This window comes from Loktanella sp. D2R18, assembly GCF_003318235.1.
Lineage (GTDB): Bacteria > Pseudomonadota > Alphaproteobacteria > Rhodobacterales > Rhodobacteraceae > Yoonia.
In genome coordinates this window covers 269644-293838 of record NZ_QOCG01000009.1, presented here as the reverse complement: position 1 = coordinate 293838, position 24195 = coordinate 269644, and the positions used below count along the sequence as shown (strand labels likewise).

Below are 24195 nucleotides of genomic sequence, written 5' to 3'. Positions count from 1 at the left end.
GTTTTCATGCGTGATCAGCACCTTATTCAAAACTCTTGGACGTCAATACTTGGATTTGACCCTGCGGTCAGGCCCAGAGATGCGCGTGCGCATCATTGAACGCCCCGGTGTTTGGATGGATGACGCGCAGCTTGCCGCGTTATCAGCAGACTTACGCACTATTGCCGCACGAACCTTGGATGCAGGCAGCCTGACTTACGGTGTTTTTTCGGGTGATGCGACCCGCATGAAACAGGTGGTGATTACGCTTGTCACCCGCGCGGATGGCACCCCGATTGCTTTTAACGCGCTGGCAATTATGGCGGTCGATATGGAACCCGTCGCGAGCGAGGTGCTGCATCTTGGCCTTGTGATGGTGGATCCGGATGAACGGTCCAAAAACCTGTCTTGGGTGCTTTATGGGCTGACGTGTTTTTTGATTTTCTTTCGGCGGCAATTTCGGCCCGTATGGATTTCGAACGTCACCCAAGTGCCCGCCGTCGTGGGCATGGTGTCGCAAATGTTTTCGGATGTCTGGCCGCAGCCGAATGGGAATAGGCGCACGTTGAACCATCTTTTGCTGGCGCGCCAAATCATGGCACAGCACCGCGACGTGTTTGGCGTCGGCCCAGAGGCTGGGTTCAATGAAGAAAAATTCATTATCACAGATGCTTATACTGGCGGGTCTGACGATCTAAAGAAAACATGGGATGCCGCCCCCAAACATCGTGATGCGCAGTACAATGATTTTTGTGCGGCCACATTGGATTACGCGCGCGGTGATGATGTGATCCAATTGGGACAAATGGATTTGGCCGCGATGCGACAATATCTGCGCCGCGAGGTTCCCAAATCCGCTGTGCTTGGACTGCTTTTAGCTGGCGGTCTGGTCGCGCTACGCCGCATAATTTTGCCTGCTGTGCATTGGGCCGATAGTACCAAGCATTGGAAAACGCTGCGGCCACATAGTGGTGCGCAAGAATGACCCAACATGCCGCCGATCTGACGCAACTTTGCATGTCGCTTGCTGCCATATTGGGCCTGTTGACGCTCCAGATGGTTTTGCAACGCCGCGACGGGCGCGATCCGATTAACCGCCGCTTTCTTTTCTGTCTGCGGATTACCATGCTGCTGTTTGTTGGTCGGGTGTTGGTCGCGCTGACAGACCTGCAAGTATTTCGCATTTTTGTCCTTATGGGCGCAGGATTTATCCCGCTTGCGGCGCTTTTGTTGACCGAAGGTTTGCTGCGCCGTCACGCGCCGCCCCGCGTTAAAGCGTTGATCGGCGCCGGCACTGTTGTGTTCGTTTGCAGCGCGTTCTGGTATGGTGAAGGGATCGACCCGCTTAGGCTTTATCTTTTGCTTGGATTTCAGTTGTTCGGATTTTTTACGGCGGGCTGGCTGATTGCGCGACGCGATCGCACCAGCCTATCGGCAAGCGAAAACACCACGGTGACCCGCATATCCTTGTCGCTTTTGCTGTTTGTCCCCTTAGCCATTAGCGATTTCTTGATGGTGTCGATGGGGTTGCCGATCCAGTTTTCAGCCCTAGGTGTCTTGATTATGTGTTGGTTGGCGATCGGGCTTGGGCGGTCGCAGATCGGGCACCGCGTTGTGATCGTGAACTTTGCGGTCATTGTTCTCGCATCTGTATTGGTTGGCCTTTTGATTGGCGAGATCGCGCAATTGGACCGCGACGGCATGTTGCTCAGCGGGGCGGTCGTAATGACAGCGCTGTTTCTTGTGGTGATCTTGAACGATGCCCGTACATTGCGCTCCGAGGAACAATCACTGGGGCTTTTGCAATATCTGGCCAAAACGCAAACCCATGATCCAATCGTGTTCTTGCGAGATTTGCGCGGACACCCTTTGGTCGAAGGCGCCGCGATGATCAGCCGCAAAAGCCTCGCACAATTGCAAGATGCGACGCTTGATCAGATATTCGAGGCGGCTCCGGTGCTGCGCCGATCTGATCCCCCAAAGCTGGGGGATTTGGCGGATGATCATATCGCGCATCTATTTGAACGCTATAGTGCGACCCATATCATTATGGCGTCGGGGACTCCGCGCGTACTAATTGCGCTCGCGATGCCATCGCTCAGCGCGTCGCCCATGGCGGAAACTGAATTGCAGGTCGTGCAGCGTATGGCCGCGCTGATGGCGAAACAAACGGACAAAAAGGGGCAGCGTACATGAATGAAATGCGCCAACAAGCGGTTGCGATATTTCAAGCAGGGGTTGCTGCCGCCGATCCATATGCCGCGGTGACGCGCGCCCTTGGCGATGTCGCGCAGCCTGCGCTGATTGTCGCCGTTGGTAAGGCCGCGCGGCGCATGGCTAAGGCCTCATTGGACCAGTTTAGCGACATTCCCTGTCTGGTGGTGACCAACTACGAAAATGCACAGGACCTCGCAGGTGCACAGGTCTTTGCGGCGGGCCATCCCGTGCCGGATCAAAACGGGGCTGATGCGGCGCGGGCCGTGATTGCTGCGTTAGATGCGGCGCAAGGGCCAGTGCTTGCGTTGATCTCAGGTGGGGGGTCAGCACTTTTACCTGCTCCGGCCGCGGGCATATCACTGGCGGATAAGGCGGCAGTGAACGCGGCCTTACTGGGTGCTGGGTTGGATATCACAGCGATGAACCTTGTGCGCCAGCAACTGTCTGACCTCAAAGGGGGCGGTTTTTTGCGCCATGCCTCCCCGCATCCGGTCACGGCCCTGATCTTGTCGGATGTCATCGGCGATGATCTGGCCGCCATTGCAAGTGGGCCGACCGTCGGTCCGATTGGCACCGCAGCACAGGCGGTGGATACGCTGAAATCGGCAGGTATTTGGGACGCCATGCCTGACAGCGTGCGCGCGCATTTGGCCCGCAATGCACCTGCCAAAGATCTGCCCATCGCGCGCAACATCTTGGTTGGCTCAAACGCGCAAAGCGTCGCCGCCATGGCGCAGGCCGCCCCCGGCGCGCATGTGATCGCCACCCCGATTGAAGGCGATGTCGCGGTTGCCGCGCAGATGATTTGCGACAATGTCAAAAAAGGGGTGACTGTCTGGGGCGGCGAAACCACCGTGATGATCAAAGGCACAGGATCAGGCGGGCGCAACCAAGAATTGGCGCTTCGGGTTGCACACGAAGCAACGCGGCGGGGCTGGCAGAACTTCACTTGCCTACAAGGGGGCAGCGACGGGCGCGACGGACCAACAGATGCGGCAGGCGGGATCGTAGATCAGGACACGCTTGCGAAAATCGACGGGCTTTCACGGTTTCTTGATAACAACGATAGCTATGCTGCCCTTGCGCAAGCAGGTGATTTGTTGATGACTGACGCGACAGGCACAAATGTTGCCGATCTTGGGGTCATGATCCGGTTGGACTAGTACGGCCGCTTTGCAAACGAAGAGGTTCTTGTGAAACGGTTCTTTACCTTTTTGATCGCCGCTTTGCTGATGTTATCGTTGACGGCATGCGTGCAAATCTTGCGCAATTCCGGGTCCGCTATTGCCACGGCACAGCCTGCAAACACGCTACGGCTTGCCACGCTTAACGCGCACTATATCGTCCTGAGCCGCCCAACCGGGGCTTGGTCAGTCGCGGATTGGGAACGTCGCAAAGCACCATTTGATGCGGCGATTAAAGATATTGATGCGGATATATTTGCGTTTCAAGAGATGGAAAGCTTTGCCCGTGGGGCGGGCGGCGGCACGAACCTAGCGCTAGATTGGGTGCTTGAACAAAACCCCGATTTTCGCGCGGCGGCTGTGGGCGATTGGGAAGAATTCCCGTCAACGCAACCGATCCTCTATCGGGCGGATCGGTTAGCGCCGCTAGACCAAGGCTGGTTCTTTTTCTCAGAGACGCCTGATGTCATCTATTCGCGCACGTTCAATGGGTCTTGGCCAGCGTTTGCGTCATGGGCGTTGTTCGAAACACGCGAGGGGGACCAGGTCCGCGTGGTCAATGTCCATTTTGAATACAAAAGCCGTAGCAACCGCGTTTTATCAGCGGAACTTGTCGCGGACCGCATGGCGCCTTGGATCGCGGCAGGCGAAAATGTTGTTTTGATCGGTGACCTCAATGCACGGCACGGCGCACGCACCCAAGACATCCTGACGGACACTGGGGTGACGTTTGTTCCGGTTTCTGGGGCAACATACCACTTGAACAATGGGGTAAACCTTTTTGGTGCCATCGATCATATCGGGGTAACTGAATCTATGAAAATTGTGGGGCAACCGATTGTTATTAGACAAAAATACCTCAATGAATGGCCGTCAGATCACTACCCGGTTTATGCTGATTTCAGGTTTGAATAGGCGCATTGGGCAGGTCTGGTATTGATCACGACAAAATGCTAGTTGCACGCAAGGTTTCAATGATCGCAGTGTGAATAAACATGGGTAAGGGCAATACAATGACAGCGGCAGACCTACGCCGCGCAGGCCGTCTATCCGTGGCACCGATGATGGATTGGACTGTTGTTTTTTTTAATTGAATGCTTTCAATCTGTTGTGAGCGTATTTATCGTAAGGTCATACCGGAGTCATACTGTAGCGGCGGTTTGGAACGTGATGGTTGAAGTAAGGTGTATGGGTGCTGTAGGAATTCAAGCATCTACTGATTCCCAAGGCCTTTGCTGATTTCGTCTTTGAGCCATGTATGCTTTTAACGGTTTCCACCTCTTCAAAGCGTATATCCCGTATGACCCATAACCGGCTAAACGAAACAGAGTTCCAAAAAAATGCTGAGAATGGTCGTAGCGTATTTTATGGCCTGTGTTATCTCTTTAGCCATGACGGCAACGGCAAACACCCTCTGTGACCCACAATACCCCTACAGCGTACCAGTGAAGCCTTGGCTTGGGAGTTTGAACCAGAGTTTGGCAAGGCTTTGAGCGCTATTTCACAGATGACACAGCATATTTCCGTTGCTTAGGCGGGGAGCAGGGGTGCGTAATTCTTGAGATCGAATATGCAGTCAATTGGTGTGTCAGGTTTCTTACCGATGCTGGAGGGTGGCATTCAGGAGTGGTGTTTGGCTAGTGTAAATCTCGCTAAGATTGTTGCAGAATCAAGTAACCTAGCTGAGAAGTGTTTAATTGAAAGTCGTTAGAGAGCGGAAAACGATACGTTGATGGCGAGGGTTTTCTGTTGACAGTAAAGTTAGAAAGTTTAGTTATATGTTAACTGATGGTCAGGCATAATGTGTTGACAGACGAATTTATAAAGGTAGCAGACGGTGCATATTGCGAAGTTTGGTTCTCGAAGAAAGTGCTCAAGGTCTTCAAGAAGGCCCCGAGAAAAAATCAGGCAAGAACGTTCAAAATATTGGATCATTTGAGCAAGTTTGGTTCTGATGACCTGCACGAACAGCAATATAAGGCTGAGGAACGACTTCTAAATTCGGCGGGAAAATACGTGATGGTTTACGCGACTAAGGCTGATCAACTTCGTGTATACGGTTGTTGGGCCGGGGGATGCCCCTCTAAATTTATTTGTGCAGAAGCCGCAATCAAAAAAACTAAGAAAGCTGACAGAACGAAGCTTGAGAGAGCTGCCAAGTGTCTAGGAGAATGAAAATGGGTGCTAACAAAGAACTGCTTTTGGGGTCACAAACACCGGACCAAGAAGAAATATTCGCCATCGAGGAATTGGTATTTTCAGTTCAAATTTCACTGCAAAGGGCGATGAATCGGAATGGGGTGAGCAGCAAGGAATTGGCTGAACGTCTTGGTATGACACCTGCACGAGTGTCCCAGATTTTTTCATCCAAAGGGAGCAATCTGACTATTAAGACCATTGCTAAGGTCATCAATGCTCTTGGCGAAGAATTTGAATTTTCTCCGAAGGTTAAGAAACGTAGCACACAGGCGACAGAGCAGGTTGCGAAGTTCGCGCCATTAATCCTTCAGTTTCCTTCAACCATATGGGAAGAGCGCCCTGCTAACGATGTGCCTCGCAAGGCTAAGATTGCTGCTTAATGACAAATAGTGAAGTCGATAATGTCGCAGCGACAGAAGTAGATTCTAAAACCGATTTCGATAACGATACCTATGCAGAGGTGTCGCGAAATGCAGAACTGAAAGAAGTCCGATTAATTCGCAACAAGTACGTGATCAAACCCGAGATAACCTCTGTTATGGAGGAACGGGATAACGTGAGCCACAGCTTCGTCGGTGTTTGCGAGGATTTTGACTATAATGCAGAAACCGGACTTGCGATTGGGAACTATCGTTGGACCGTGGAAATTAAGCTTGGCCGTAAGAAGGTACTGAAATTAGTAACTAACTATCTGATAAGCTATTATAATCTGGAGGGCTTTGATGATCATTATGTCAGTTATTATTTCCACAAAGTCGGTCGCTTCACGACTTATCCCTATTTCCGAGCGTTGTTTAGCCATCACACGTCTGAGTCGGGATTGGTGCTTCCGCCTCTCCCATCTTTGAATGAACGGGTTGATTGAGGCTTGTAATCATCGCTATATTGAATACTTCAGCAATGCTCGGTTATTTTGATGTGATTTCTATCAATTTATGAGGTCTGATCCTCGCACTGGCGGGTCAGACCAAGTGATATTTGAAAGAAATTCTTATGGATCAATTTCGCAAAATTTTTGGGAAAAACGTCCGCTCCGTGCTTTTTTCATGACGCGTAGCACCTGTTGCTATTGTATTGCTCGGCAGGTCACAATTTTGTCCATTGTTGCAGTTTTAGATTGCTTTGCGGTGGGTGGATTTCCTTAGCTTGTTGAAACGTGCTCTAGGGGCAACGGTCAGATTGGCTGACCGTGATTGGATTAGAATGTTCAAAGATAAATTCCTAACTGAAGCTGAAAGCAAGTTTGCTCCCTTGGCCGACTTGTCGGATAAGCACAACTACTGCAGGCACTCATTCACAGAATATGACGGTAGCGTTTCAGAGGTTGTTAGGCTGAACGTTTGGGATGACCGTCACCGGGAGGATATCATCGGTTTTCATTTCGCCCAGCAATACGCAAAAGTCTACTATGGTGAACAGCATGAGCAACCTCAATTCTATGTTATAGGCAGGGATGAGCCTTGGGATTTTGAGTACGTTATGCATGATGGCACGAACTTTTTTGTTGAAATTTGCCGGGTGGCGGACAAGAATCTATTAAAAGCGATGAAGATCGAAAATGATGTGACTTGCCTTCTGCTGAAAGACGAACTCAGAGGTTTCGAAATCCTGAAAATTGAAAAGCATTTTCCGGGGACGGTGCCAGAAGGACTGTTGGGGCAAATCAAAACAAAGCAGGACAGGCAGAAAACGTTTGCATGGAACAATTCGCACGGTGCTCCCAAATTGTTCATACGCCCACCAATGAATCCACGACTGAATCTTAGTAAAGAAATTCGAACTGCGCTAATGAAGAAAGCGGCGAAAAAACATGACGGAAAGGAACGAACGATTGTCGTTCTAGACAATCTTACAACGCATTCGGAGCCAGATAACTTCTTTCAAGCTGTTGAGGAGTTAAGCAGTTTTATCAACGATCTGCCATTCAGCGCAATCTGGTTATACACCGGATATTATAGTGATGACGATGGCTATAACTGTGAATTTTCGTTGGTCCCAATCAAGCTGTCGGAAAAAGAAACAAAGTATCTAATGAAGTACGGGCCCAAGTGAGAGTTTCCCATTGAAGTGGTCGCATGACTACTATGTGGGGCGATGGTTACCTTGGACGTAGCAAGCGAAGAGATATTTGTATGTATTCAGATTTTTCGAAAAATTTTTGGTGATGATTGCAAATTTAAATGCGGTGGGTGCCCGCAGTCGCTAACGGCCCTAGAATAGAAGGGCGATACCCCGGGAAGGGTCCCGGTAAGTTATTGATATAATAATATACTAACCATCAGATATCTGTGTCGCGGGTTGTAGACACTTACTTTTTGATCCCGCTACGCGGGCGGGCACACACATACACCTAGCCAATGCCCTATCACTTCAAGCAAGTAATCCAGTAAGTCGGAAAGCCTGTCATGGTGCTATACGTGGCTTAGAATGGTGTAAAAGATCAGCGTTATGATGAATGTGAGTGGGTTCGTGTTGTTTGCTTTCTGTTTGAGTTGGTGCCTGAGTGATGTTGTGTTTGTTGCCCGCGTAGCGGGCTGTAAGGCGTGATTCAGGCCGATTGTGTGGCTTTGTGGTCAGCTAGGATGCGATAGACGCTCGCGACCCCGATACTAAGCTGTGTGGCGATTTCAGGTGCCTTGAATGAACGTGCATGTAGAGCCAGCACGTCCGCTGTCTTGGCACGTGCAGTTGGGGCACGCCCCTTGTATTTACCGTCTGCCTTCGCCTTAGCGATGCCCACAGCGCGGCGTTCTGCAAAGCGATTTTTTTCAAACTGCCCGATAGCTGCAAGAACATGGAAATGCAGCGATTGCGCGGCGTCTGTGGGGTCCAAGGGCGTCTTGGCAATATCATGCAGCGTAAACAGCACCTTGTGCTTGTAGGAGCGTTTCACAGTCTTAATAGCGTGTTCTATGTCCCTGAAAGCGCGGTCCATCTTTGTGATGTGGATATTTACTGGCTGACCTGTCTGTTCGGCACGATCCATAGCTTGCTCGATCATGTCTTCGAAGATCGGGCGATGATGTCCGGCGCTGCTTTCTTCTTTGAAGATGTTCGTAGCGCCAACCTGCATTAGCAAGTCAGATTGATTGTTCCATGTCGCTGCCTGCCTGTCTACGTTTGTGCTGACGCGAGCGTATCCCCAATTTTCCATAGCTAGTTCCATTTCTATCAAGTTATTCTAGAACCAATGATAGTCTATCAATAGGATGAGGTCCAGTTCCATGCGATAGTGAATGAAGGGCATTATCAAATTACATTTAGGCATGTGTCTATTGATAGCTCTTGCCTGCAAAGGAGGGGCGGGCAATGTATTTTGAGAAGTATTGTCCAACTTTGAACGGTGCGTAAGCATAGTTTGAGCGGCAAAACCTCAAATACCTATATATACATTCTAAAATTGATATGGCACTAAATGTTCATCTTTAAGGGGATTTGGTTGAATGGCGAAAAGTATGTTGAGCGTAACGATGCGAGCTATCAAAGCGGCAGAACGTGAGCGAGTACGTCAAGCGAAGTCTGCCAATCGCGCTTACAATGCTGAATTGAAAGAGCAAGTACTTGCAGCGCAAGCCAGAGAGCGCCAATTGAAGCAGGCTGTCGTCGAAAATAATAAAGAAAAAGTGGCGAAAGAAAAAGCAGTCAAGGCCGCACACATCGTTTCACAGCTAGCCGAAGTTGAAATACTAAATGCTAAAATTGATGATGTATTCGGCGAACTGGATGGATTACTCGAAGCGACTCTAGATGTAGACGATTTCATTGATCTGGAAGCACTTCGCAAGCCTAGTTCCTGTGCATTTGACAAACCGGAGCTTTTAATTTCGATTAAGCCTCCCATTAAACCCCGCATGCCAACTGAACCAGAATATCGAGAGCCGCCTAGGCCAAAGGGTCTATTCGGAAAAAAGAAAAAGCACGAACAAGCAAAACTGGAGGCATTGGAAACGCATTCAAGGAAGAAAGAAGATTGGGTTCTCAGCACTGCCCGTCTTCAGTCCGAATACGATTCCTCCCTTGCGCAACACGCTTTGGCCGAAGAAAAGCGCATTGAAGAGCTTGCGCTAGAGAAAGAACGTTTTCAACAACGATTGAACCAACACAACAGAAATGTTGACCAGTTCATAAATGATCTTGCGTATGGTGATGCCGAAGCAGTGCAAGACTATGTTGCTATGGTTGCAGAAAACTCGAACTACCCCGATCATTTCGTTACCACGCACGAATTTTTGTTCCGTCCAGAAGATGCCGAATTGCAAATGGAAGTGGCGATCCCATCACCGAATGATTTCCCCTGCATTAAAGCCTACAAGTATGTTAAAACATCCGATGAAATTCGGGAAACGCTGCTGTCGAAAGCGGAACTCAGAAAACGTTATTGCAGCGCAGTCTACCAAGTCGCGGTTCGATCTCTGCATGAGGTTTTCGAGGCTGATAGACGAGAAATCATTCAAACAATTTCGTTGGTGGTTGGTACAAACGAAGGTAACCCCGCGACTGGTAAAGTAGGGATTATTCCCTTCGTCGGTGTCAGTGCGGCTAGGTCTAGCTTCATGGAATTTGATCTTGCCAAGGTAGTGCCCGAAGCGACTCTCAAACATCTCGGTGCAGCAATATCAAAGGACCCAGTTAGTCTGGTTGCAGCAGATGTTTCTGGTGTCAGAAAGTCATGAGCGAAAAAGCAAAGTTTAATCCGCCGCCGGGTTGGCCTAAACCTCCCTCAGGCTGGCAACCTCCCGCAGGATGGTCCCCTGATCCAAGTTGGCCGAAGATGCCTGACGGTTGGAAGCTATGGGTCGATCCAGCCGACGTCGCACCGCCCAAACAAATGGAGGATTCGACTGCCGAAAAACGTACCTCTCTCGCCGAAGACCCTGTATCTTTGCTGGCTGAAATTGCGTCACTCCGAGCAGAACTTGCGCAACGGCAACCGAGCGCGGAGCTAGTTCCATTAAGTGACGAAGAGGTTTTGCAAGACGTCGGCATTTACCGATATCATCACCCTCTTGAGAGTGCTGCTGAATATAAAGTTAGGCTCAAAGATATAGGTACGCGTCTTGTCGAGGCAGTCAAGGCTTCCCGAGCAATAGAAGTCGCAACCAATTTTACGTTTGAAAACTCTTTGGCAAGAGGCACAAAGTTATCGGCGGATTTGTCAAAGTTGATGCTTCGGGCATATAATTCTGAGGCAGACAACTGCATTCGTTCTCTTCGCGCTGGAAACGTTCATACTGCGAAGAAACGGTTGGAAGCTTCCCGTAAAGCAATTGTCGGCTTAGGTGCAATAATGGAGATGCGTGTAAGTGACGCTTACCATGATCTTCGCTTGGAAGAGATTGAATTGACCGCTGACTGGTTGATGAAAAAGCACGACGAACGAGAGAAGCAAAAAGAAGAACGCGCACGCATCAGGGAAGAAAAGCGGGTTGAAAAGGAATTTTCAGAAGAACGGGAACGTTTGAGCAAAGAGAAACTTCACTTGGAGAACGCGATTGCAGCGCTCGCGGGGCGCGGAGAAAGTGATCCTGAATTGATGGGGAGACTTTCTAAGCTAAAGGATGCTATTGAACAAAATGATTATCGGCTAGCCAACATTCGATCTGGTTATGTTTATGTCATATCAAACCGAGGCGCATTTGGCCAAAATGTAGTGAAGATTGGTCTTACGCGGAGGCTTGATCCTCAAGTTCGAATTACGGAACTAGGCGGTGCATCAGTACCTTTCCGCTTTGATGTACATGCGCTTTTCTTTTCTGAAGATGCCGTTACCTTAGAAAATGAATTACACGTACATTTTCAAAACAAAGCGGTTAATGCCGTCAATCAAAGAAAAGAGTTCTTCTTTGCAACACCAAGCGAGGTGCGTGACGTTTTGATGGAAAAAGTAGGGAATCTTCTAGAGTTTTCGGAGGCAGCCGAAGCGTTGGAGTACTTTCAGTCAAGCAAATATTGGTCACCGGATTTGCTTCGGTAGACGTCACTTAGGTCCGCTTAGCTGCGGCTAGCCCACCAATTTAAAGTTGATTTTGTTTGCAAACGCAGCGAAAGGCAGCAACGAGCCCATACCTACAAAGCTGCTGGGGTGCGGCGAAAGTCTGCTTTAGTGTTCAGTTTCGCAAAGCCCGTGATCGGCAAGCGTTTCGATGACGGCACAGGTGGCCACATTTCCAGCGTCACATTTAGTGATGCGTTTCAACTCACGCTCCAATCGCCGCAGCTTCGCAATCCTACTCTGAACATCTTGTAAGTGTCGGGCAGCAATACTGTGGGCATCACTGCATGGTTTCTCTGGGTGCTGGCTTAGATCCAGAAGCCCCCTGATATCCTCAACCGAAAACCCCAGATCACGAGAGTGACGAATGAAGGACAAGCGGCTCAGACCATCCTTTGTGTATCGGCGTTGGTTGCCTTCTGAGCGCTCAGGTTCATCAATCAGACCCATTTGCTCATAGTATCGGATCGTCGGGATCTTGACGCCCGTGCGTTTGGAAAGCTGGCCGATTGAAAACATCGAATTTTCCTCTTGAAGCTCTAGTGGCTAGAGGAATTATAGTTGTGAAGAATCGAATATGGAAGCGTCTTCATGAACATACCCCCACTCGCACAACTGGCATTTTGCATGGTGATGGCAAGCTTGCTTGCCGCATTCGTCCCGCTGGCGGCTTTTGAAACACCCACGTGGTTGATTGCCGCGACTGCAACAGCGGGAGCACTGTTTCTACTGCCCGCAGTCTTGAGCTTTATCCGCCACAAGACAACCGTGAACCCGCAATCACCAGAATTGGCGAGCACATTGGTGACGGACGGTATCTACAGCGTAACGCGTAATCCGATGTATGTGGGAATGCTGATTATCTTGATCGCCTTTGCCCTTTGGCTAGGGGCGGTCGGTGCAGTCTTGGCCGTTGTCGCATTCTTCCTGACAATTGATCGTTTTCAGATCAGGGGCGAGGAAGAAGCCCTCGTTCGGACTTTTGGAAAACCCTTTGAAGACTATGCGGCGTGTGTCCCGCGTTGGCTTTTCATCCGCACAAAACGAGGAACATCACATGACTGAAACAATCAGCAAAACCGAAGTCGCGTGCGGTTGCTCTGGCAACCCAAAATTTGATGGTGTTGATCCAGCTTACAAGCGAGTTCTGTGGGGCGTTATCTTCATAAATGCGGCCATGTTCTTTGTAGAAATGTCGGCAGGAAAACTTGCTGGGTCGCAGGCATTGCAAGCAGATGCCCTCGACTTTCTGGGGGATGCATTGACCTATGGCCTCAGTCTCGCGGTCATTGGGATGAGCCTCAAGGTTCGTTCAACCGCTGCGCTGATCAAAGGGTTGAGCTTACTGTTTATGGGCCTTTGGGTCTTTGGCTCGACGGTTTACCAGATATTCATTCTGGGCGTTCCAAGCGCGCAGATTATGGGTTTGATCGGGCTGCTGGCGCTGGCCGCGAACTTGGCAAGTGTCCTGCTTCTGATGCGCTACAAGGACGGTGACGCCAACGTGCGTTCTGTCTGGTTGTGTTCGCGCAATGATGCCATCGGCAATGTCGCTGTCATGATTGCAAGTTTCGCGGTCTTTCTGACGGCTTCGGCGTGGCCTGACCTCATCGTAGCGATCATCATGGCAGGACTGTTCTTGCGGTCAGCCCAGCTTATTCTCGTTCAAGCTTGGCAAGAACTGCGCTCAGGCGAGGACATTGGCGCGCTGGAAAGTCATGGGCATGACCATGCTGAGTAACATCGAAACCCTAGCCGTTTTGGGAGGTGGGATCGCAGGTTGCTATTTGCTTGCTGCGTTCGGGTGGTCCATCGCGTTTCCTGAGCGTCGTATCTGGCCGCCAAAGAAAGCCACAACTGGCATCAAGCTTCGGGTCTGGCTGGCCACAATTTCAATATTTGCCGCAACGTTGGTGCTGGGTATTGCAAACTGGAACAGCTTTGATTGGCCCGCGTTCGTCCGGTGGGGTATTGGTCCTACTCTGATGATCGCCGGTAACGTCGTCGTCTGGATGGGGGTCCGAAAAATTGGATTTGGCGCGACCAGTGGCGAAGTTGCTGAGTTGAAAGCAGATGGTCTCTATCGGTATTCCCGTAACCCGCAATACGTGGCGGATATGGTCATTCTCGTGGGATGGGCAGTGCTTTCAGCGTCTGGATGGGCGGCATTTATCGCAGCGTTCGGCGTCTTGGTTTTGGCGGCTGCACCATTCGCGGAAGAACCTTGGCTTGAAGACACCTATGGGGCGGATTTTAGAACCTACAAAGCTAAAGTGCGGCGTTACCTTTAGCAGGGTTGCCGAAAGCGGACTTTGATTTTCTAGCGAGCAAAGTCGGGTTTGTCCGCAGAGCAGACATCGGCGTGCAAAATTAATCAGTTGGCGTTCGCTGGTATAGCGAAAGTCGGCTCAGTCAGATTTAACTTTCAGATGCATTTGTAGCGTCAGTTAAAGCGTCCTAGAAACTCTGGCAAGACGCACTTAGATATTGCCTTCCAACATTCAGGATCATTAAGTTCCATTCTTATCATAAACATGCGGAAAACTCTGAGAGGCATTTTAGTGCTTATTAGGGTGCGCGCGCCCGTAGAGCTTTTCATTAGCTATAAGCGTCTGTTGGTGTCGCACGTGTGTGTAAAACTGACAAAATATGAGAAGAGTTCGCGCGATGTTGAAGCCGTTTCGCGAGAATGCCGATTATAATAGATTTGCGAAGGTGGTGAAGTCGAAGGCTGCTTTTGGGGCGGGTTGTTTGCGCCATTTACGACATGTTGGGGGGGAGGGTGCAGGGTTTTCCCTTAGCCGCTCCTCCACCAATATGATATATTTTTACACTGTTTTTACCCTATTTTAGGTAAAAATATATTACTTCCTCCCAATATCTCCAAATAAAAATAACCTACTACCCTACCCCCTAAATTATATTAATTTGAATTAAAGCAATAACTTATCGAAAGGTGCAGGGTGGGTGCAGGGTAGGTGTAGGGTATGCCCTGCACCCTAAAATTGCATAAAGCTGTGCGCGTGAATCTATTTTGCAGGGGGGGCAGGGTCCCCAAAAAAGGGGGAGGGTATGACCCTGCACCCACCCTGCACCCTCGCCGCTACGCGGCTAAATCATCCAAATGTCTGAGGTAATACAGTTTGCCACTCTTCTTCGTGGATTCCGGATGCTCTTGCAAAATCCAACGCCCAGCCGTTTCGCCTTCACCATTACGAACAGTGCCTTCAAGGTTCTTAATACGTTGTGCAATACGGCTGTTGGCAGAGGCTGGATAGAACACCTCACCATCTGCCGCTGTCTTGTATCCAAAGTTTGGCAAGGCAATCTGTGCTTGGTTCAAAATGTCGCTGAACGATAATACGCGGTTGTTTCTTAAAGAGATTGGTAGGTCTGAGTCTGTTGAACCCACTTTGAAGAGTGTGCCGTCAAATTGACTGCCCGTTTCTTGGTTTTCCGCAATCAACGCATCCATAAAATCCGAAATTGGGTCATCAGTTTTCACAAGTGCGTTCAGCTTGTCGCGGTTCTTCATGAAGCCAAACACGCCTGCCGCTTCCAATACGCCTCCTACGACTGCTGCATGGCGCTCGAAACCGCCTAGGGGCGTGCCTGTCCACTCTGGGCACCCCTTGGCAATCCAATTATGCACTAACGTCAGCAGGCATCCTAGATAGTGCCCCGCGTTCTTCTGCACCTCGCTAGTAAGGTCACATTTGAAGCTAGAGGGCGCACGCGTACCCGGACTTTCCATCTTGGGGTCGATGTCGATCAACAACATGCGTTCTGCAAGTTGGGGGGATAACGCCGAACGATTTCCAGTGAAACCAAATACGGCGTTAGCCGGAACCGTTGCCATAGTGCTGGCACCAAGTATGCGACCCTTATAAGTTGGGTAAGCCGTCATAGCAGCCGCCAACGCGTCTGACTCTATTTCTGCGCCGCCTTTGATATTATCAAAGAGGACGTAGCTCGCGCCTTCGCGAAAAATACTCATGATAGTCTTTTGTACTTCTTCTTCACGAACAGGCAGGGATTGCGGAGCAGATGGCTGACACGTTGCAACGCGTTCCATAATCGTAAGTGCCAAAGTCGCGCCGCTGCGCGGCTTATCCTTACGTGCTAAATGTCCGGCAACAGGGCCATCAATCAGTTCACGTACCACAGATGAGAGCCCATAGGATAGTAAATGCGAGAACGACGACACATCCTGACCATTATCTATGGCGTTCATAAATTCTTTACGCGACATGCCATCCAATGGAATGTCCGCGAAAAGGTCAGCAAGATCGTATATTGCTTGTCTTACTCGATCTTCGGAAGGTGCTAGTTCCAAAGTTGGCAAGCTCAAACCCTTTTGGGGCATGTAGTAAATACCATCTTTGTAGCCGGGGGTGGTGATCATTTTTTGCTTTGTGAATGTCGGAACGGCAACCAATCTATTAAGAGGCAGAAAATCGCTTCGTGGGCCGTTGAATATATGACGTGCCACGTCAGTTGGACATGCTACACCACGCTCTGTCTCGCTATCGCCAGAGACTGTTGCGTGACTCCACTTCGAGACGCGATTCAGTTCATGTTCAAACTGGTTTTGATTCATGGTCTCAATACGTATAGTCCCGTCTTCGGATGTTGTCAGACGTGCAAGTTCGCCTGAAAAATGAAACAGAAAAGGGTCTTTTTCGTTTTCATCTGCAAGACGGCGCTGTGCATATTCCACAAGCTTGTCAAAGTCCCACTGGTTAACGACTGGAAAGAATTTGGAATCGCTCAAATCTGTCGATTTCCCCTTGCTAGCCAAGGTTTCTATGCCTTTCCACATTTTAGTTAAATCGCGTTTGCCTAGCGCTGTGGTGCGAGCGAGCGCTGAAAACATTAGATTTTTGTCGGATGTGGAAATATTGCCTGCGTACTGTTTTTCCAAAAACTTCAGCACGTCCGGGTCGCTGATGCCTTTTGGTAATGCTAACGCTTCTTCTTCGGGCGTTTGGGGGGGCGCTACATTGGCAGGTTTTGTCGAGGGAGCGTTGGCGTTACGGCGTCTACGGCGGGATGATTTTGTGGTTTCAGAGAGTGTCCCGCTATCGGTGGCGTGCTTACGTGAGCCTGAGCGTAACACTGCCCCGTGTCTATCATTTGTGTGTATCGAGTTGTACAAGAGATTACCTATATTTATGTCATGAAAAATGGGCACGCGTTTATGCATGCCTGATTTGTGTGGGGGGACGCCCGTATGTGGAATATTCGCAGCGACGGCATTTGAACTAAAGTTCAGCGGAAGCAGGTATATATTCCGGTTCGAATCGCGTTCGAATGCCGGGGGTACTTTTCTGTTATATGCGCTCTCGCATAAAGTCAACCATTAATGTCAGGTCTGTATTGACATTATTTATGTGTTATACTATAACCATATTTACAAGAGAGTACCTTATTGGTGGCGGGCGTTCTGCGGTTTTGATCAGCGCAGAACGCCCGTCACCACCATTAAGAGTCTATATGTGGGTAGCGAGGTCCTTTAGGTAGTTCGCCAAAAGGTCTTGAGGCACTTCCAGTAAGGTTGCAGCCCCATCTCCGAAATACCAACGCCCGTCATTGCGCTGTATAAATCCTGCCATTGATGCTATCAGGGGTGGCAGAATTTCTCCGTCGCCAATGGCAATCTCGAATTGCCCCATCGGCAATTCATAGCATGTATCTGCACCTATCAGGTCTGTTATGGCATCTGCTCCTAATAGTGCTCGAAGGGCGTCGAGGCCTTTTTCTAGCACTGTTGCGAAAGCGTCTGTTTGTGATGGATCAGTCATTTTAGATATTCTTCATAATATTTCCATATTCGGGATTTGGATGTTTGTGTGCTTATTCGAGGTCTCGTGGTCGCACGTGACACGAGGAGTCGTTTGGTTTTCAAGTTGGGGTGCGCTAGGTGTTTTCGCCCTGCGCATCCCTTTGCAACATCGCTAGGGATGAGCCGATGATGTTATTCGGGGATGTCGCGCCAGTTGCCACAAGTGAAGCAAGGTGGACGGGCTTCGTCAATGATTTTCGTTAACAGACGCACTTTTGACATGGGCTGAATCGCGCTACGCGCTACACCTTCGCTCTCTAATGAAATCCCCTCAACTCTCTTGATTAAGCTAGAGACGAGATCGACACATTGCACAATCGTTTCAATTTTATAATCTTTCGGGTTCTCAGAAAATCGCTGGAGGGTTTCACAGGATTCTTGAATGAGAAACCCGACATCTGAATCTATTTGTGACATTCGCACCCACCAATTTTATCCCAGAACGATGTCGCTTCAATGCCGGACGATACTGCTACAGGTTTGTGGTTCACCTTCATCGCTGAAAATCGGCCAACGTGCATACTCCAAGCTTTTCGAACCATGGCTAGTTTAGCAGCCGGAAACCCTTCTTCTTTTGCAGCGATATACGCTTTCTTTAGGACCTCAGAGACAGTCGCCATGATAATCAACGGGTCATTCTGTATCGGCTGCGTAGCGGCCTGTGCAGCAGCGCGCTCTTTGCGCAGCCATGCTATACGATCTGCCACGTTTTTGCGGCGCATAGCACGACTACCTCCATTACTGGCGCTCTCAAACGTAATTTGGGTGGGAGCGGATTCAGTCCATGCCGCCGCCTGCGATTTTTCTTCAAGGGCAATCAGCTTACAGAAGGCTTCAAGACGTTTGTCGGTTAGGGGCGTAGCCCCTGAGTCACCAGCCACGATTCAGGCTTTCTTCGAGTTTTGCGTGGGCCTGTTTGTCTAGAAAGGAATCTAGCTCGCCGGAACGTGCCCAGTTTATCTTTTGCTGGGGATTTAGGGCCTCCAATGCCTCGCGCTTGTATTGTGCTATGGCTGTTGCATTCTTATGCGCGATATCGCGTTGTGCCGCGTCGCTACGTGTAACCATTTCTTTTGCGAACGCAGTCCACCCGTTTGAATCGCTAGGCCATTCATCGATTGACCCCATCAAAGTGGTAAGAGATTCCGGCTGCACCACTAATGAATCTACAATACCCTTTACGGTATTTTCGGAAATGGAATCTCCGTATTGGCGGCTAATGGCCACCTCAAGGCGCGTTTCTCCACTGGCGAGGCGGGTCAATTCATCAGGTTTTAGACAATTGCGTGCATTTTGGATGCGTGAATAATTTTCGTGCTCAGTTTCCATCAAGAGGCTCCCGCTGCACGACGCTGCGCGTCAATCGCGAGCAGCTCTGTGATGCACTCATCTGGAACATCTTTTTCACGTAATCGCGTAACAATATCCAACGCAGAAAAGTACTCGACGTTTCGTCCGCCTTTTTCCGTCGGTTTAGTTACAAATAGTAGTTTTCGGGGGTTTTGGAGGAGTGTACGGACGCGTTGGTCTCCCCATCCCGTGACGGCGCGCAGGTTCGCGCGCGTTATAGTAAAATTTGACAAATCTTTCAGTCCCTTATTGCTTTGCTTTGGTGATGTAAATATATCACAAATAAGGGGCGGAGTCTCGAAACTGGACGGAAAAGGGTCACATTATTTTGCGTTATTTTGGGTCTTCTTGTCGGTAATATCTAGGCTGAATTGGCGTCTCTATACAAATCAATAATACTATCATGCAGCATCCATGGCGAGGGTGCGGCAAGTTCATGCTCTGTCATTCCGGTCAATGTCAGATAGCACCATTCTTCGTCGTCCGAGTGCCACGCACCTAACACTTCGCCATCGACGCTCAACACGTCCCCTTTGAAGTCGCCGTTGAAGTAGCCTGTCAAAATGACCCCACCGCGAACGATGCTCCCGACGTCAATGTAGTCCGCGATCATTGCAAACTGTTCTCGCACTGCGGCAAGGGTACGGCCTGAAAACCTTCCTTGCTCGTAGCCTTTATACTTTAAGATGGCCTGATATTCTGTCGTCGCTTCGTTGGCGTCTACTTCGCATGTTAGGTCGCCGCGAGTTTCTATTACTTCGTGCATCTGTCAGCTTTCCTCCCCTCAGTCTGGGTCATAGGTTTCCACCACATTCTTTTTGTAGCTTTTCGCACATTTCAATGAAATTGAAAAAAGTGATCAGATTATTTTTTTGCTAGATGGCTAAGGGCGTCGGCGGTGCTTGGAGGGTATCGCAATGTAACAAAGTTGAATCGCGAAAATTAAAAAGTTTGATTTACATTTAAAAACAAGTTGTTAGCAGATGTGCGAAAAGATCAAAATCGTCTTTTGTGCTAGGTGTAACTTTGACCGACAAACTTAAACAGGCTAGGTATGTGCTCGACAAATAATTTATAAAGGAGGTCCGGAATTGAACACACTCATGATGTTATTTTGCCAGTACGATGGTAAACCACTAATCCCAGTAGCTGATGTTGCTAGTGATTATTTTGGTATAGATAAGAACGTTTTTTTAAGAAAAGTAACTGACGGCAGTATTGATCTTCCACTTGTTCGTATGGAAAATAGCCAAAAAGGTTTTAAGGGTGTACATGTCAAAGACCTCGCGATCTACATTGACGACCGCCATGCCAATGCCCAGCGAGAGCACCAGCGGATGCTTCATTAAGTAACAGCCGCCAACCATTTCCAGTTTTCAAATTGATCCCCATGTTTGCGAATGTGGGAATATCTCTGCAACGACGTCCACGACCTGTGCCCCGTTACATTTGCCACCAATTGGATTGATAACCCCATTTCACACAGCCTAGAGGTGCCCTCATGGCGCATGTCATGGAAATGTAGGTCCTCTATCCCTAGAAATTTGCACGCTTGGGTGAAGCGCCTGCTAACAGTGTCCGAATGATAAGGGAATATTCTGCTATCAGTTTTAGGTGTTGCAGATAGGATTGCAGCACATGGGTCAGGTAGGTCGCACCACGTGTCATTGCCCAACTTATCACCGGGGTGTTTTAAGTCCCTAACTAGGACGCGGTTGCTGTCTTCGTTTGAGGTTTCATAATCCTCCCACGTGATGCGACAAATCTCGCCAGTTCGCCGTGTTGAGAAAATCGCAAATGCTAACAAGCGGTGCATTGGTAACGTGCGTGGATCATGTGCCGATGCGTTCTCAAAATACGCCATGAGCTTATCAAGCTCGTCCAGAGTAGGGCGACGTGTCCGTTCCTTAGATTTAGCCGTCAGGCCTAATCGTTTGAGCGCGGCACGCGCTTTTCTCATTTCTTCATTATCTAGGGCAAAACCCCACATAGCCGATGCGACGTTGAACACTGCTGAAAGGTGTTCAATATAATTGTTGACCGTAGCGCCGCTATTGATATTTGGGCGGAGCCAAAGTTGGTTGGCAAAGGCTACGATATCTGGGCTTGTTATCTGGTCACACCTCAAACCCGCGATTTCATACTCGTTTCGGATAGTCCTAAGGACTTGTGTCTTGGTGTCACCCATCGCAATGCGATTTTCCTCTAAATAACGGTCAATTGCATTCCCCAACGTAACACGGATTGCGCTCAACTTCTTTGGCGCAATCCCAGCGGCGATGTCAGCATCAATCTCTTTTTCCCGCTTTATTGCCCATTTCTTAGCAAAGCTCTCCTTGTCGAAAGTACGTGACTCCTGATACTTGGGATTGCGACGTATGATCTGGGCCAAGTATGACTTGCTTCCGTCTTTGCGGGTCTTTGTGCGTATTGTTGCCATGCTGTATGACTTTCTCTGATTTGGTATGACTTCGAGTCATACAGTATGTGAAAACAGACGGAAATAGGGTAAAATCATACCAAATACACAGATGTGAGAGTTAGGTGAATTGATAAAAAATGCAATAAAATCAAATGCTAATCGTTCATCTCGCCTATCTGTCGCACCGATGATGGATTGGACGGATCGCCATTGTCGGTATTTACACCGTCTTATGTCGCAGCGGGCGTTGCTTTACACGGAAATGGTGACCGCGCCTGCCGTGATCCATGGGGATCGTGATCGTTTGCTGGGCTTTGACGCATCAGAGCATCCGATTGCCGTGCAATTGGGGGGCTCTGACCCAGTGCAATTGGCAGAGGCCGCGCGTATCGCAGCGGATTACGGCTATGATGAGATTAACCTCAATTGTGGGTGTCCGTCTGACCGTGTGCAATCGGGCCGCTTTGGCGCGATCTTGATGGAGGATCCGGCGCTCGTGGCTGCATGTGTTTCCGCGATGATCAAAGCGGTTGATGTGCCTGTTACCGTCAAATGCCGAATTGGTGTCGACGATCAAAATCCAATAGAGATTTTGCCGGATTTCCTTGCGCGCGTATCGGCGGCAGGTGTGGATCATTTTATCGTACATGCCCGCAAGGCTTGGCTACAGGGGCTGAGCCCGAAAGAGAACCGTGATGTCCCGCCGCTGGATTATGATCTGGTGTTGGCGATGAAAGGGTTGTTTCCAGGGTTAAACCTCTCGATCAACGGGGGCATTGGCAGCTTGGATGAGGCGCAGGTACTGTTGGATCAAGGCTTGGACGGTGTGATGATTGGGCGTGCTGCCTACCACACCCCTAGTGACATCTTGCTCACCGCGGACCAGCGCATTTTTGGCATGGGCAAGACCCGCACCGCCGCAGAGATCGTACATCTGATGCTACCCTATATCGAGGCGCATTTGACGGCCGGTGGACGATTGGGGCAAGTAACCCGGCATATGCTAGGGCTGTTTCAAGGCCGCCCGGGTGCGCGTGGTTGGCGGCGGCATCTTTCTGAAAACGTGCATGAAAGCGGGGCAGGGCCACAAGTCGTGTTAGACGCGCTTGCGCATGTGACAACACAGGCAGCGTAGATATGGACGAAATGACACTTTTGGTGACCATGGGCGCGCTTTTGCTTGCCGTTGGTGCTGTGGCTGGGGTCTTAGCCGGGCTGTTGGGCGTGGGCGGCGGGATCGTCTTGGTGCCTGCGTTCTATTATGTTTTTGGCGCTATGGGATATGGAAGCGCGCAATTGATGCAGTTGTGCCTGGGAACATCTTTGGCGACGATCATCGTAACTTCGGTGAGGTCCGTGCTCGCGCACAATAAAAAGGGCGCAGTTGACTGGGATATCCTGAAGACTTGGGCGCCGGGGATCGCTATTGGCGCGGTGATCGGCGTGTCTGTCGCGACCAACTTAAGGTCAAGCGCGCTGCAAGTTATCTTTGGTGTGCTTGCGATAATCGTTGGTCTCTATATGACATTCGGTCAGTCGCATTGGCGGTTGGGTCAACAAATGCCAAAAGGTGCCAAACGGGTGGTGATGTCACCTGCGTTGGGCTTTCTCTCTGTTCTGATGGGCATCGGCGGCGGTTCATTTGGCGTGCCGATCATGTCTCTCTTTGGTGTGCAAATTCACCGGGCCGTCGCAACAGCCGCTGGCTTTGGGATATTGATCGCGGTGCCATCGGTCGCAGGTTTCTTGTTGGTGGGGCAAAAGAATGCGCCGCCGTTCACCATTGGCTCTGTCAATCTTGTCGCGTTCTTTTTGATTATCGCGATGACCTTGATCACCGCCCCTTGGGGGGCTGCATTGGCACATCGGCTCGATCCGAAACCGCTAAAACGCACGTTTGGGGTTTTCCTGACGCTTGTTGCACTGAACATGCTGCGCAAAGCTTTGGGCTGGTAGTTCTACCAAAGGGTCAGCAATTGCCGTGCCAATCGCGGCAACCGCGCGCGCGCCAGTGCTTTTTCATACAGGGCGTCCTTGCGGTCGGCGTCAAAGGCGCAGATTTGCCCGCCATCCGTAAAATGAATGACGCTCAGATCCACATCATCGCCGTCGATGTCTTTATAGCCTTGTTCGGGAAACCGAATGCCATATTCCTGCCGGAGCCAAGCAAGGTCTGGGGCTGCCCAGTTGCGTATTGTACGTGCAGCATTGGCACGAAGCCGCGCAGGTGTTGCGCCGGGCAGCCGTGCGTCTTCGCGGACAATCTGTTCGACCATCACGGCGGGATCGACGTTTTCGTCAAGACGCCCGTGCTGGCGGTCAATCAGCAGGGCGATGGCCTCGGCCGAGATCCGGTGGCGCTGCGGTTGCGGCGGGCGGGTCAAAAGCTGCCTGTCGAAGTTCGGAACGTGATGCGCGAAAAAATCGTCGACAATATTGCCTTCGGTTAGCACGCTCGGAGAAAAAAGTGTCAGTGAAACGCCGCCGCTCCAAGCTTGGCCAAGCGGCGCGATGCGTTCTTTAATGCGGGTACGCGACGGGGCGACGATATCGCGGTTTTGTGCAAGTCGCAGCTGCAAGAGCAGCAAGAAATAGGTGTCTGGTGGTCGCAAATAGGCGACAACCTTTTTACTGCTGGCGATATGGTTTGTCACCGCTTCAAAATGTGGGGCACTTTGCGCGGTAAGCTGCTTAAAAAACGCGCGGTTACTGACGATCGTTGTTGTGCTCGGCAGGAGGTTGTTGCGTGATGTTATGCGGTCCCAATGATCGCGCTGTGGTACGCTTTGCGGGTCTATTTTGCCGCCCTCATCGACAAGTTGTGTTTCGTACCCAAGCACGAATCTTTCGCGGTTTTCAGTCGCAAATTTTGGAAAGTAGACCCCATATTCATCAAGAATTTTGCGTGAGGCGGTTAACGTGTTTTGCAGCACCACTGAGTCGGTGTTTCTATGCCCGATATGAATTATGAGTTCATTTGTAGTCATTCGGAACGCCAAAATACGAG

The 24195-nt window shown here is 50.0% G+C and carries 26 protein-coding genes; 16 read left to right on the top strand and 10 right to left on the bottom strand.

Annotated elements, in window-relative coordinates; translation table 11 throughout:
- The first annotated feature begins 10 nt into the window (after positions 1 to 10).
- The 8 genes from DS901_RS06555 (at position 11) to DS901_RS06520 (ending at position 7631) form a co-directional block, all read left to right on the top strand.
- Positions 11 to 964 carry a hypothetical protein gene (locus DS901_RS06555; protein WP_113776121.1) on the top strand — a complete coding sequence of 318 codons (954 nt, stop codon included), beginning with the start codon at positions 11 to 13 and terminating at the stop codon, positions 962 to 964.
- Complete coding sequence (locus tag DS901_RS06550) at positions 961 to 2175, top strand: hypothetical protein (protein WP_258546665.1); 1215 nt, start codon at positions 961 to 963, stop codon at positions 2173 to 2175. Before DS901_RS06555 ends, DS901_RS06550 begins: the two co-directional genes overlap by 4 nt.
- Positions 2172 to 3359, top strand: coding sequence for a glycerate kinase type-2 family protein (locus tag DS901_RS06545; protein WP_113776120.1), 1188 nt, complete (start codon positions 2172 to 2174; stop codon positions 3357 to 3359). The genes DS901_RS06550 and DS901_RS06545 overlap by 4 nt, the downstream gene beginning before the upstream one ends.
- 30 nt (positions 3360 to 3389) lie before the next feature.
- The gene (locus DS901_RS06540; protein ID WP_258546664.1) at positions 3390 to 4295 is read left to right on the top strand and encodes an endonuclease/exonuclease/phosphatase family protein; all 906 of its coding nucleotides are present in this window, start codon (positions 3390 to 3392) and stop codon (positions 4293 to 4295) included.
- 891 nt (positions 4296 to 5186) lie between these two features.
- The gene (locus DS901_RS06535) at positions 5187 to 5555 is read left to right on the top strand and encodes a hypothetical protein (RefSeq protein WP_147249870.1); all 369 of its coding nucleotides are present in this window, start codon (positions 5187 to 5189) and stop codon (positions 5553 to 5555) included.
- A gap of 2 nt (positions 5556 to 5557) precedes the next feature.
- Complete coding sequence (locus tag DS901_RS06530; protein WP_181820789.1) at positions 5558 to 5959, top strand: helix-turn-helix domain-containing protein; 402 nt, start codon at positions 5558 to 5560, stop codon at positions 5957 to 5959.
- Positions 5959 to 6444, top strand: a complete 486-nt coding sequence (locus tag DS901_RS06525; RefSeq protein ID WP_113776117.1) for a hypothetical protein — start codon at positions 5959 to 5961, stop codon at positions 6442 to 6444. Before DS901_RS06530 ends, DS901_RS06525 begins: the two co-directional genes overlap by 1 nt.
- Before the next feature lie 314 nt (positions 6445 to 6758).
- Positions 6759 to 7631 (top strand): hypothetical protein, encoded by an 873-nt coding sequence (locus DS901_RS06520; protein WP_147249869.1) that lies wholly within the window; start codon positions 6759 to 6761, stop codon positions 7629 to 7631.
- A 496-nt stretch (positions 7632 to 8127) separates the two neighbouring features.
- Here DS901_RS06520 and DS901_RS06515 read toward each other — a convergent pair whose 3' ends face one another.
- The gene (locus tag DS901_RS06515; RefSeq protein WP_181820788.1) at positions 8128 to 8733 is read right to left on the bottom strand and encodes a recombinase family protein; all 606 of its coding nucleotides are present in this window, start codon (positions 8731 to 8733) and stop codon (positions 8128 to 8130) included.
- 289 nt (positions 8734 to 9022) lie between these two features.
- Between DS901_RS06515 and DS901_RS06510 the strand changes: the two genes are divergently transcribed.
- Both DS901_RS06510 and DS901_RS06505 read left to right on the top strand, forming a co-directional pair.
- Positions 9023 to 10252: a hypothetical protein gene (locus DS901_RS06510; protein WP_113776114.1), complete on the top strand. Its 1230-nt coding sequence runs from the start codon at positions 9023 to 9025 to the stop codon at positions 10250 to 10252.
- Positions 10249 to 11553 carry a DUF4041 domain-containing protein gene (locus DS901_RS06505; protein WP_113776113.1) on the top strand — a complete coding sequence of 435 codons (1305 nt, stop codon included), beginning with the start codon at positions 10249 to 10251 and terminating at the stop codon, positions 11551 to 11553. Before DS901_RS06510 ends, DS901_RS06505 begins: the two co-directional genes overlap by 4 nt.
- Positions 11554 to 11679: 126 nt before the next feature.
- On the opposite strand, the gene DS901_RS06500 is transcribed toward DS901_RS06505, so the two are convergent.
- Entirely contained in the window at positions 11680 to 12090 is a 411-nt protein-coding gene (locus tag DS901_RS06500; protein WP_113776112.1) for a MerR family transcriptional regulator, read from the bottom strand.
- 72 nt (positions 12091 to 12162) lie between these two features.
- On the opposite strand from DS901_RS06500, the gene DS901_RS06495 reads away from it, so the two are divergent.
- From DS901_RS06495 to DS901_RS06485, 3 genes are read left to right on the top strand one after another with little or no spacing between them, the layout of a single operon-like run.
- Complete coding sequence (locus DS901_RS06495) at positions 12163 to 12636, top strand: methyltransferase family protein (RefSeq protein ID WP_113776111.1); 474 nt, start codon at positions 12163 to 12165, stop codon at positions 12634 to 12636.
- Entirely contained in the window at positions 12629 to 13312 is a 684-nt protein-coding gene (locus tag DS901_RS06490) for a cation transporter (RefSeq protein WP_181820787.1), read from the top strand. Before DS901_RS06495 ends, DS901_RS06490 begins: the two co-directional genes overlap by 8 nt.
- Entirely contained in the window at positions 13296 to 13862 is a 567-nt protein-coding gene (locus DS901_RS06485; protein WP_181820786.1) for a methyltransferase family protein, read from the top strand. Before DS901_RS06490 ends, DS901_RS06485 begins: the two co-directional genes overlap by 17 nt.
- 812 nt (positions 13863 to 14674) lie before the next feature.
- Here the strand turns inward: DS901_RS06485 and DS901_RS06480 are convergent.
- The 6 genes from DS901_RS06480 to DS901_RS18885 form a co-directional block, all read right to left on the bottom strand.
- A complete protein-coding gene (locus tag DS901_RS06480; protein ID WP_113776108.1) occupies positions 14675 to 16690 on the bottom strand; it encodes a hypothetical protein in 2016 nt (671 codons plus the stop codon).
- 373 nt (positions 16691 to 17063) lie between these two features.
- Positions 17064 to 17375: a hypothetical protein gene (locus DS901_RS06475; RefSeq protein ID WP_113776107.1), complete on the bottom strand. Its 312-nt coding sequence runs from the start codon at positions 17373 to 17375 to the stop codon at positions 17064 to 17066.
- A 173-nt stretch (positions 17376 to 17548) separates the two neighbouring features.
- Positions 17549 to 17833 carry a hypothetical protein gene (locus DS901_RS06470; RefSeq protein ID WP_113776106.1) on the bottom strand — a complete coding sequence of 95 codons (285 nt, stop codon included), beginning with the start codon at positions 17831 to 17833 and terminating at the stop codon, positions 17549 to 17551.
- A complete protein-coding gene (locus tag DS901_RS06465; RefSeq protein ID WP_113776105.1) occupies positions 17821 to 18297 on the bottom strand; it encodes a hypothetical protein in 477 nt (158 codons plus the stop codon). The genes DS901_RS06470 and DS901_RS06465 overlap by 13 nt, the downstream gene beginning before the upstream one ends.
- The gene (locus DS901_RS06460; protein WP_113776104.1) at positions 18287 to 18745 is read right to left on the bottom strand and encodes a hypothetical protein; all 459 of its coding nucleotides are present in this window, start codon (positions 18743 to 18745) and stop codon (positions 18287 to 18289) included. The genes DS901_RS06465 and DS901_RS06460 overlap by 11 nt, the downstream gene beginning before the upstream one ends.
- Before the next feature lie 382 nt (positions 18746 to 19127).
- Positions 19128 to 19532, bottom strand: coding sequence for a hypothetical protein (locus DS901_RS18885; RefSeq protein WP_220150219.1), 405 nt, complete (start codon positions 19530 to 19532; stop codon positions 19128 to 19130).
- Between the two features lie 325 nt (positions 19533 to 19857).
- Here DS901_RS18885 and DS901_RS06450 point away from each other — a divergent pair, with 325 nt between their 5' ends.
- Positions 19858 to 20115, top strand: a complete 258-nt coding sequence (locus tag DS901_RS06450; RefSeq protein ID WP_113776103.1) for a pyocin activator PrtN family protein — start codon at positions 19858 to 19860, stop codon at positions 20113 to 20115.
- Here the strand turns inward: DS901_RS06450 and DS901_RS06445 are convergent.
- On the bottom strand, positions 20112 to 21206 hold the full coding sequence (locus DS901_RS06445; RefSeq protein WP_113776102.1) for a tyrosine-type recombinase/integrase: 1095 nt from the start codon (positions 21204 to 21206) through the stop codon (positions 20112 to 20114). The two genes, DS901_RS06450 and DS901_RS06445, sit on opposite strands and share 4 nt — an antisense overlap.
- Before the next feature lie 109 nt (positions 21207 to 21315).
- Here DS901_RS06445 and dusA point away from each other — a divergent pair, with 109 nt between their 5' ends.
- Positions 21316 to 22323 (top strand): tRNA dihydrouridine(20/20a) synthase DusA, encoded by a 1008-nt coding sequence (dusA, locus tag DS901_RS06440; protein WP_113776101.1) that lies wholly within the window; start codon positions 21316 to 21318, stop codon positions 22321 to 22323.
- Between the two features lie 2 nt (positions 22324 to 22325).
- The gene (locus DS901_RS06435; protein ID WP_113776100.1) at positions 22326 to 23144 is read left to right on the top strand and encodes a sulfite exporter TauE/SafE family protein; all 819 of its coding nucleotides are present in this window, start codon (positions 22326 to 22328) and stop codon (positions 23142 to 23144) included.
- Between the two features lie 2 nt (positions 23145 to 23146).
- Here the strand turns inward: DS901_RS06435 and DS901_RS06430 are convergent, their stop codons facing one another.
- Positions 23147 to 24175, bottom strand: a complete 1029-nt coding sequence (locus DS901_RS06430) for a hypothetical protein (protein WP_147249867.1) — start codon at positions 24173 to 24175, stop codon at positions 23147 to 23149.
- Between the last annotated feature and the right edge of the window lie 20 nt (positions 24176 to 24195).

Bases quoted from the DNA above. Each gene is read 5' to 3' on its own strand.
- DS901_RS06550 (WP_258546665.1), top strand. From the start codon at position 961: ATGACCCAACATGCCGCCGATCTGACGCAACTTTGCATGTCGCTTGCT.
- DS901_RS06545 (WP_113776120.1), top strand. From the start codon at position 2,172: ATGAATGAAATGCGCCAACAAGCGGTTGCGATATTTCAAGCAGGGGTT.
- DS901_RS06530 (WP_181820789.1), top strand. From the start codon at position 5,558: ATGGGTGCTAACAAAGAACTGCTTTTGGGGTCACAAACACCGGACCAA.
- DS901_RS06525 (WP_113776117.1), top strand. From the start codon at position 5,959: ATGACAAATAGTGAAGTCGATAATGTCGCAGCGACAGAAGTAGATTCT.
- DS901_RS06515 (WP_181820788.1), bottom strand. From the start codon at position 8,733: ATGGAAAATTGGGGATACGCTCGCGTCAGCACAAACGTAGACAGGCAG.
- DS901_RS06510 (WP_113776114.1), top strand. From the start codon at position 9,023: ATGGCGAAAAGTATGTTGAGCGTAACGATGCGAGCTATCAAAGCGGCA.
- DS901_RS06505 (WP_113776113.1), top strand. From the start codon at position 10,249: ATGAGCGAAAAAGCAAAGTTTAATCCGCCGCCGGGTTGGCCTAAACCT.
- DS901_RS06500 (WP_113776112.1), bottom strand. From the start codon at position 12,090: ATGTTTTCAATCGGCCAGCTTTCCAAACGCACGGGCGTCAAGATCCCG.
- DS901_RS06495 (WP_113776111.1), top strand. From the start codon at position 12,163: ATGAACATACCCCCACTCGCACAACTGGCATTTTGCATGGTGATGGCA.
- DS901_RS06490 (WP_181820787.1), top strand. From the start codon at position 12,629: ATGACTGAAACAATCAGCAAAACCGAAGTCGCGTGCGGTTGCTCTGGC.
- DS901_RS06485 (WP_181820786.1), top strand. From the start codon at position 13,296: ATGACCATGCTGAGTAACATCGAAACCCTAGCCGTTTTGGGAGGTGGG.
- DS901_RS06475 (WP_113776107.1), bottom strand. From the start codon at position 17,375: ATGACTGATCCATCACAAACAGACGCTTTCGCAACAGTGCTAGAAAAA.
- DS901_RS06470 (WP_113776106.1), bottom strand. From the start codon at position 17,833: ATGTCACAAATAGATTCAGATGTCGGGTTTCTCATTCAAGAATCCTGT.
- DS901_RS06460 (WP_113776104.1), bottom strand. From the start codon at position 18,745: ATGGAAACTGAGCACGAAAATTATTCACGCATCCAAAATGCACGCAAT.
- DS901_RS18885 (WP_220150219.1), bottom strand. From the start codon at position 19,532: ATGCACGAAGTAATAGAAACTCGCGGCGACCTAACATGCGAAGTAGAC.
- DS901_RS06445 (WP_113776102.1), bottom strand. From the start codon at position 21,206: ATGGCAACAATACGCACAAAGACCCGCAAAGACGGAAGCAAGTCATAC.
- DS901_RS06435 (WP_113776100.1), top strand. From the start codon at position 22,326: ATGGACGAAATGACACTTTTGGTGACCATGGGCGCGCTTTTGCTTGCC.
- DS901_RS06430 (WP_147249867.1), bottom strand. From the start codon at position 24,175: ATGACTACAAATGAACTCATAATTCATATCGGGCATAGAAACACCGAC.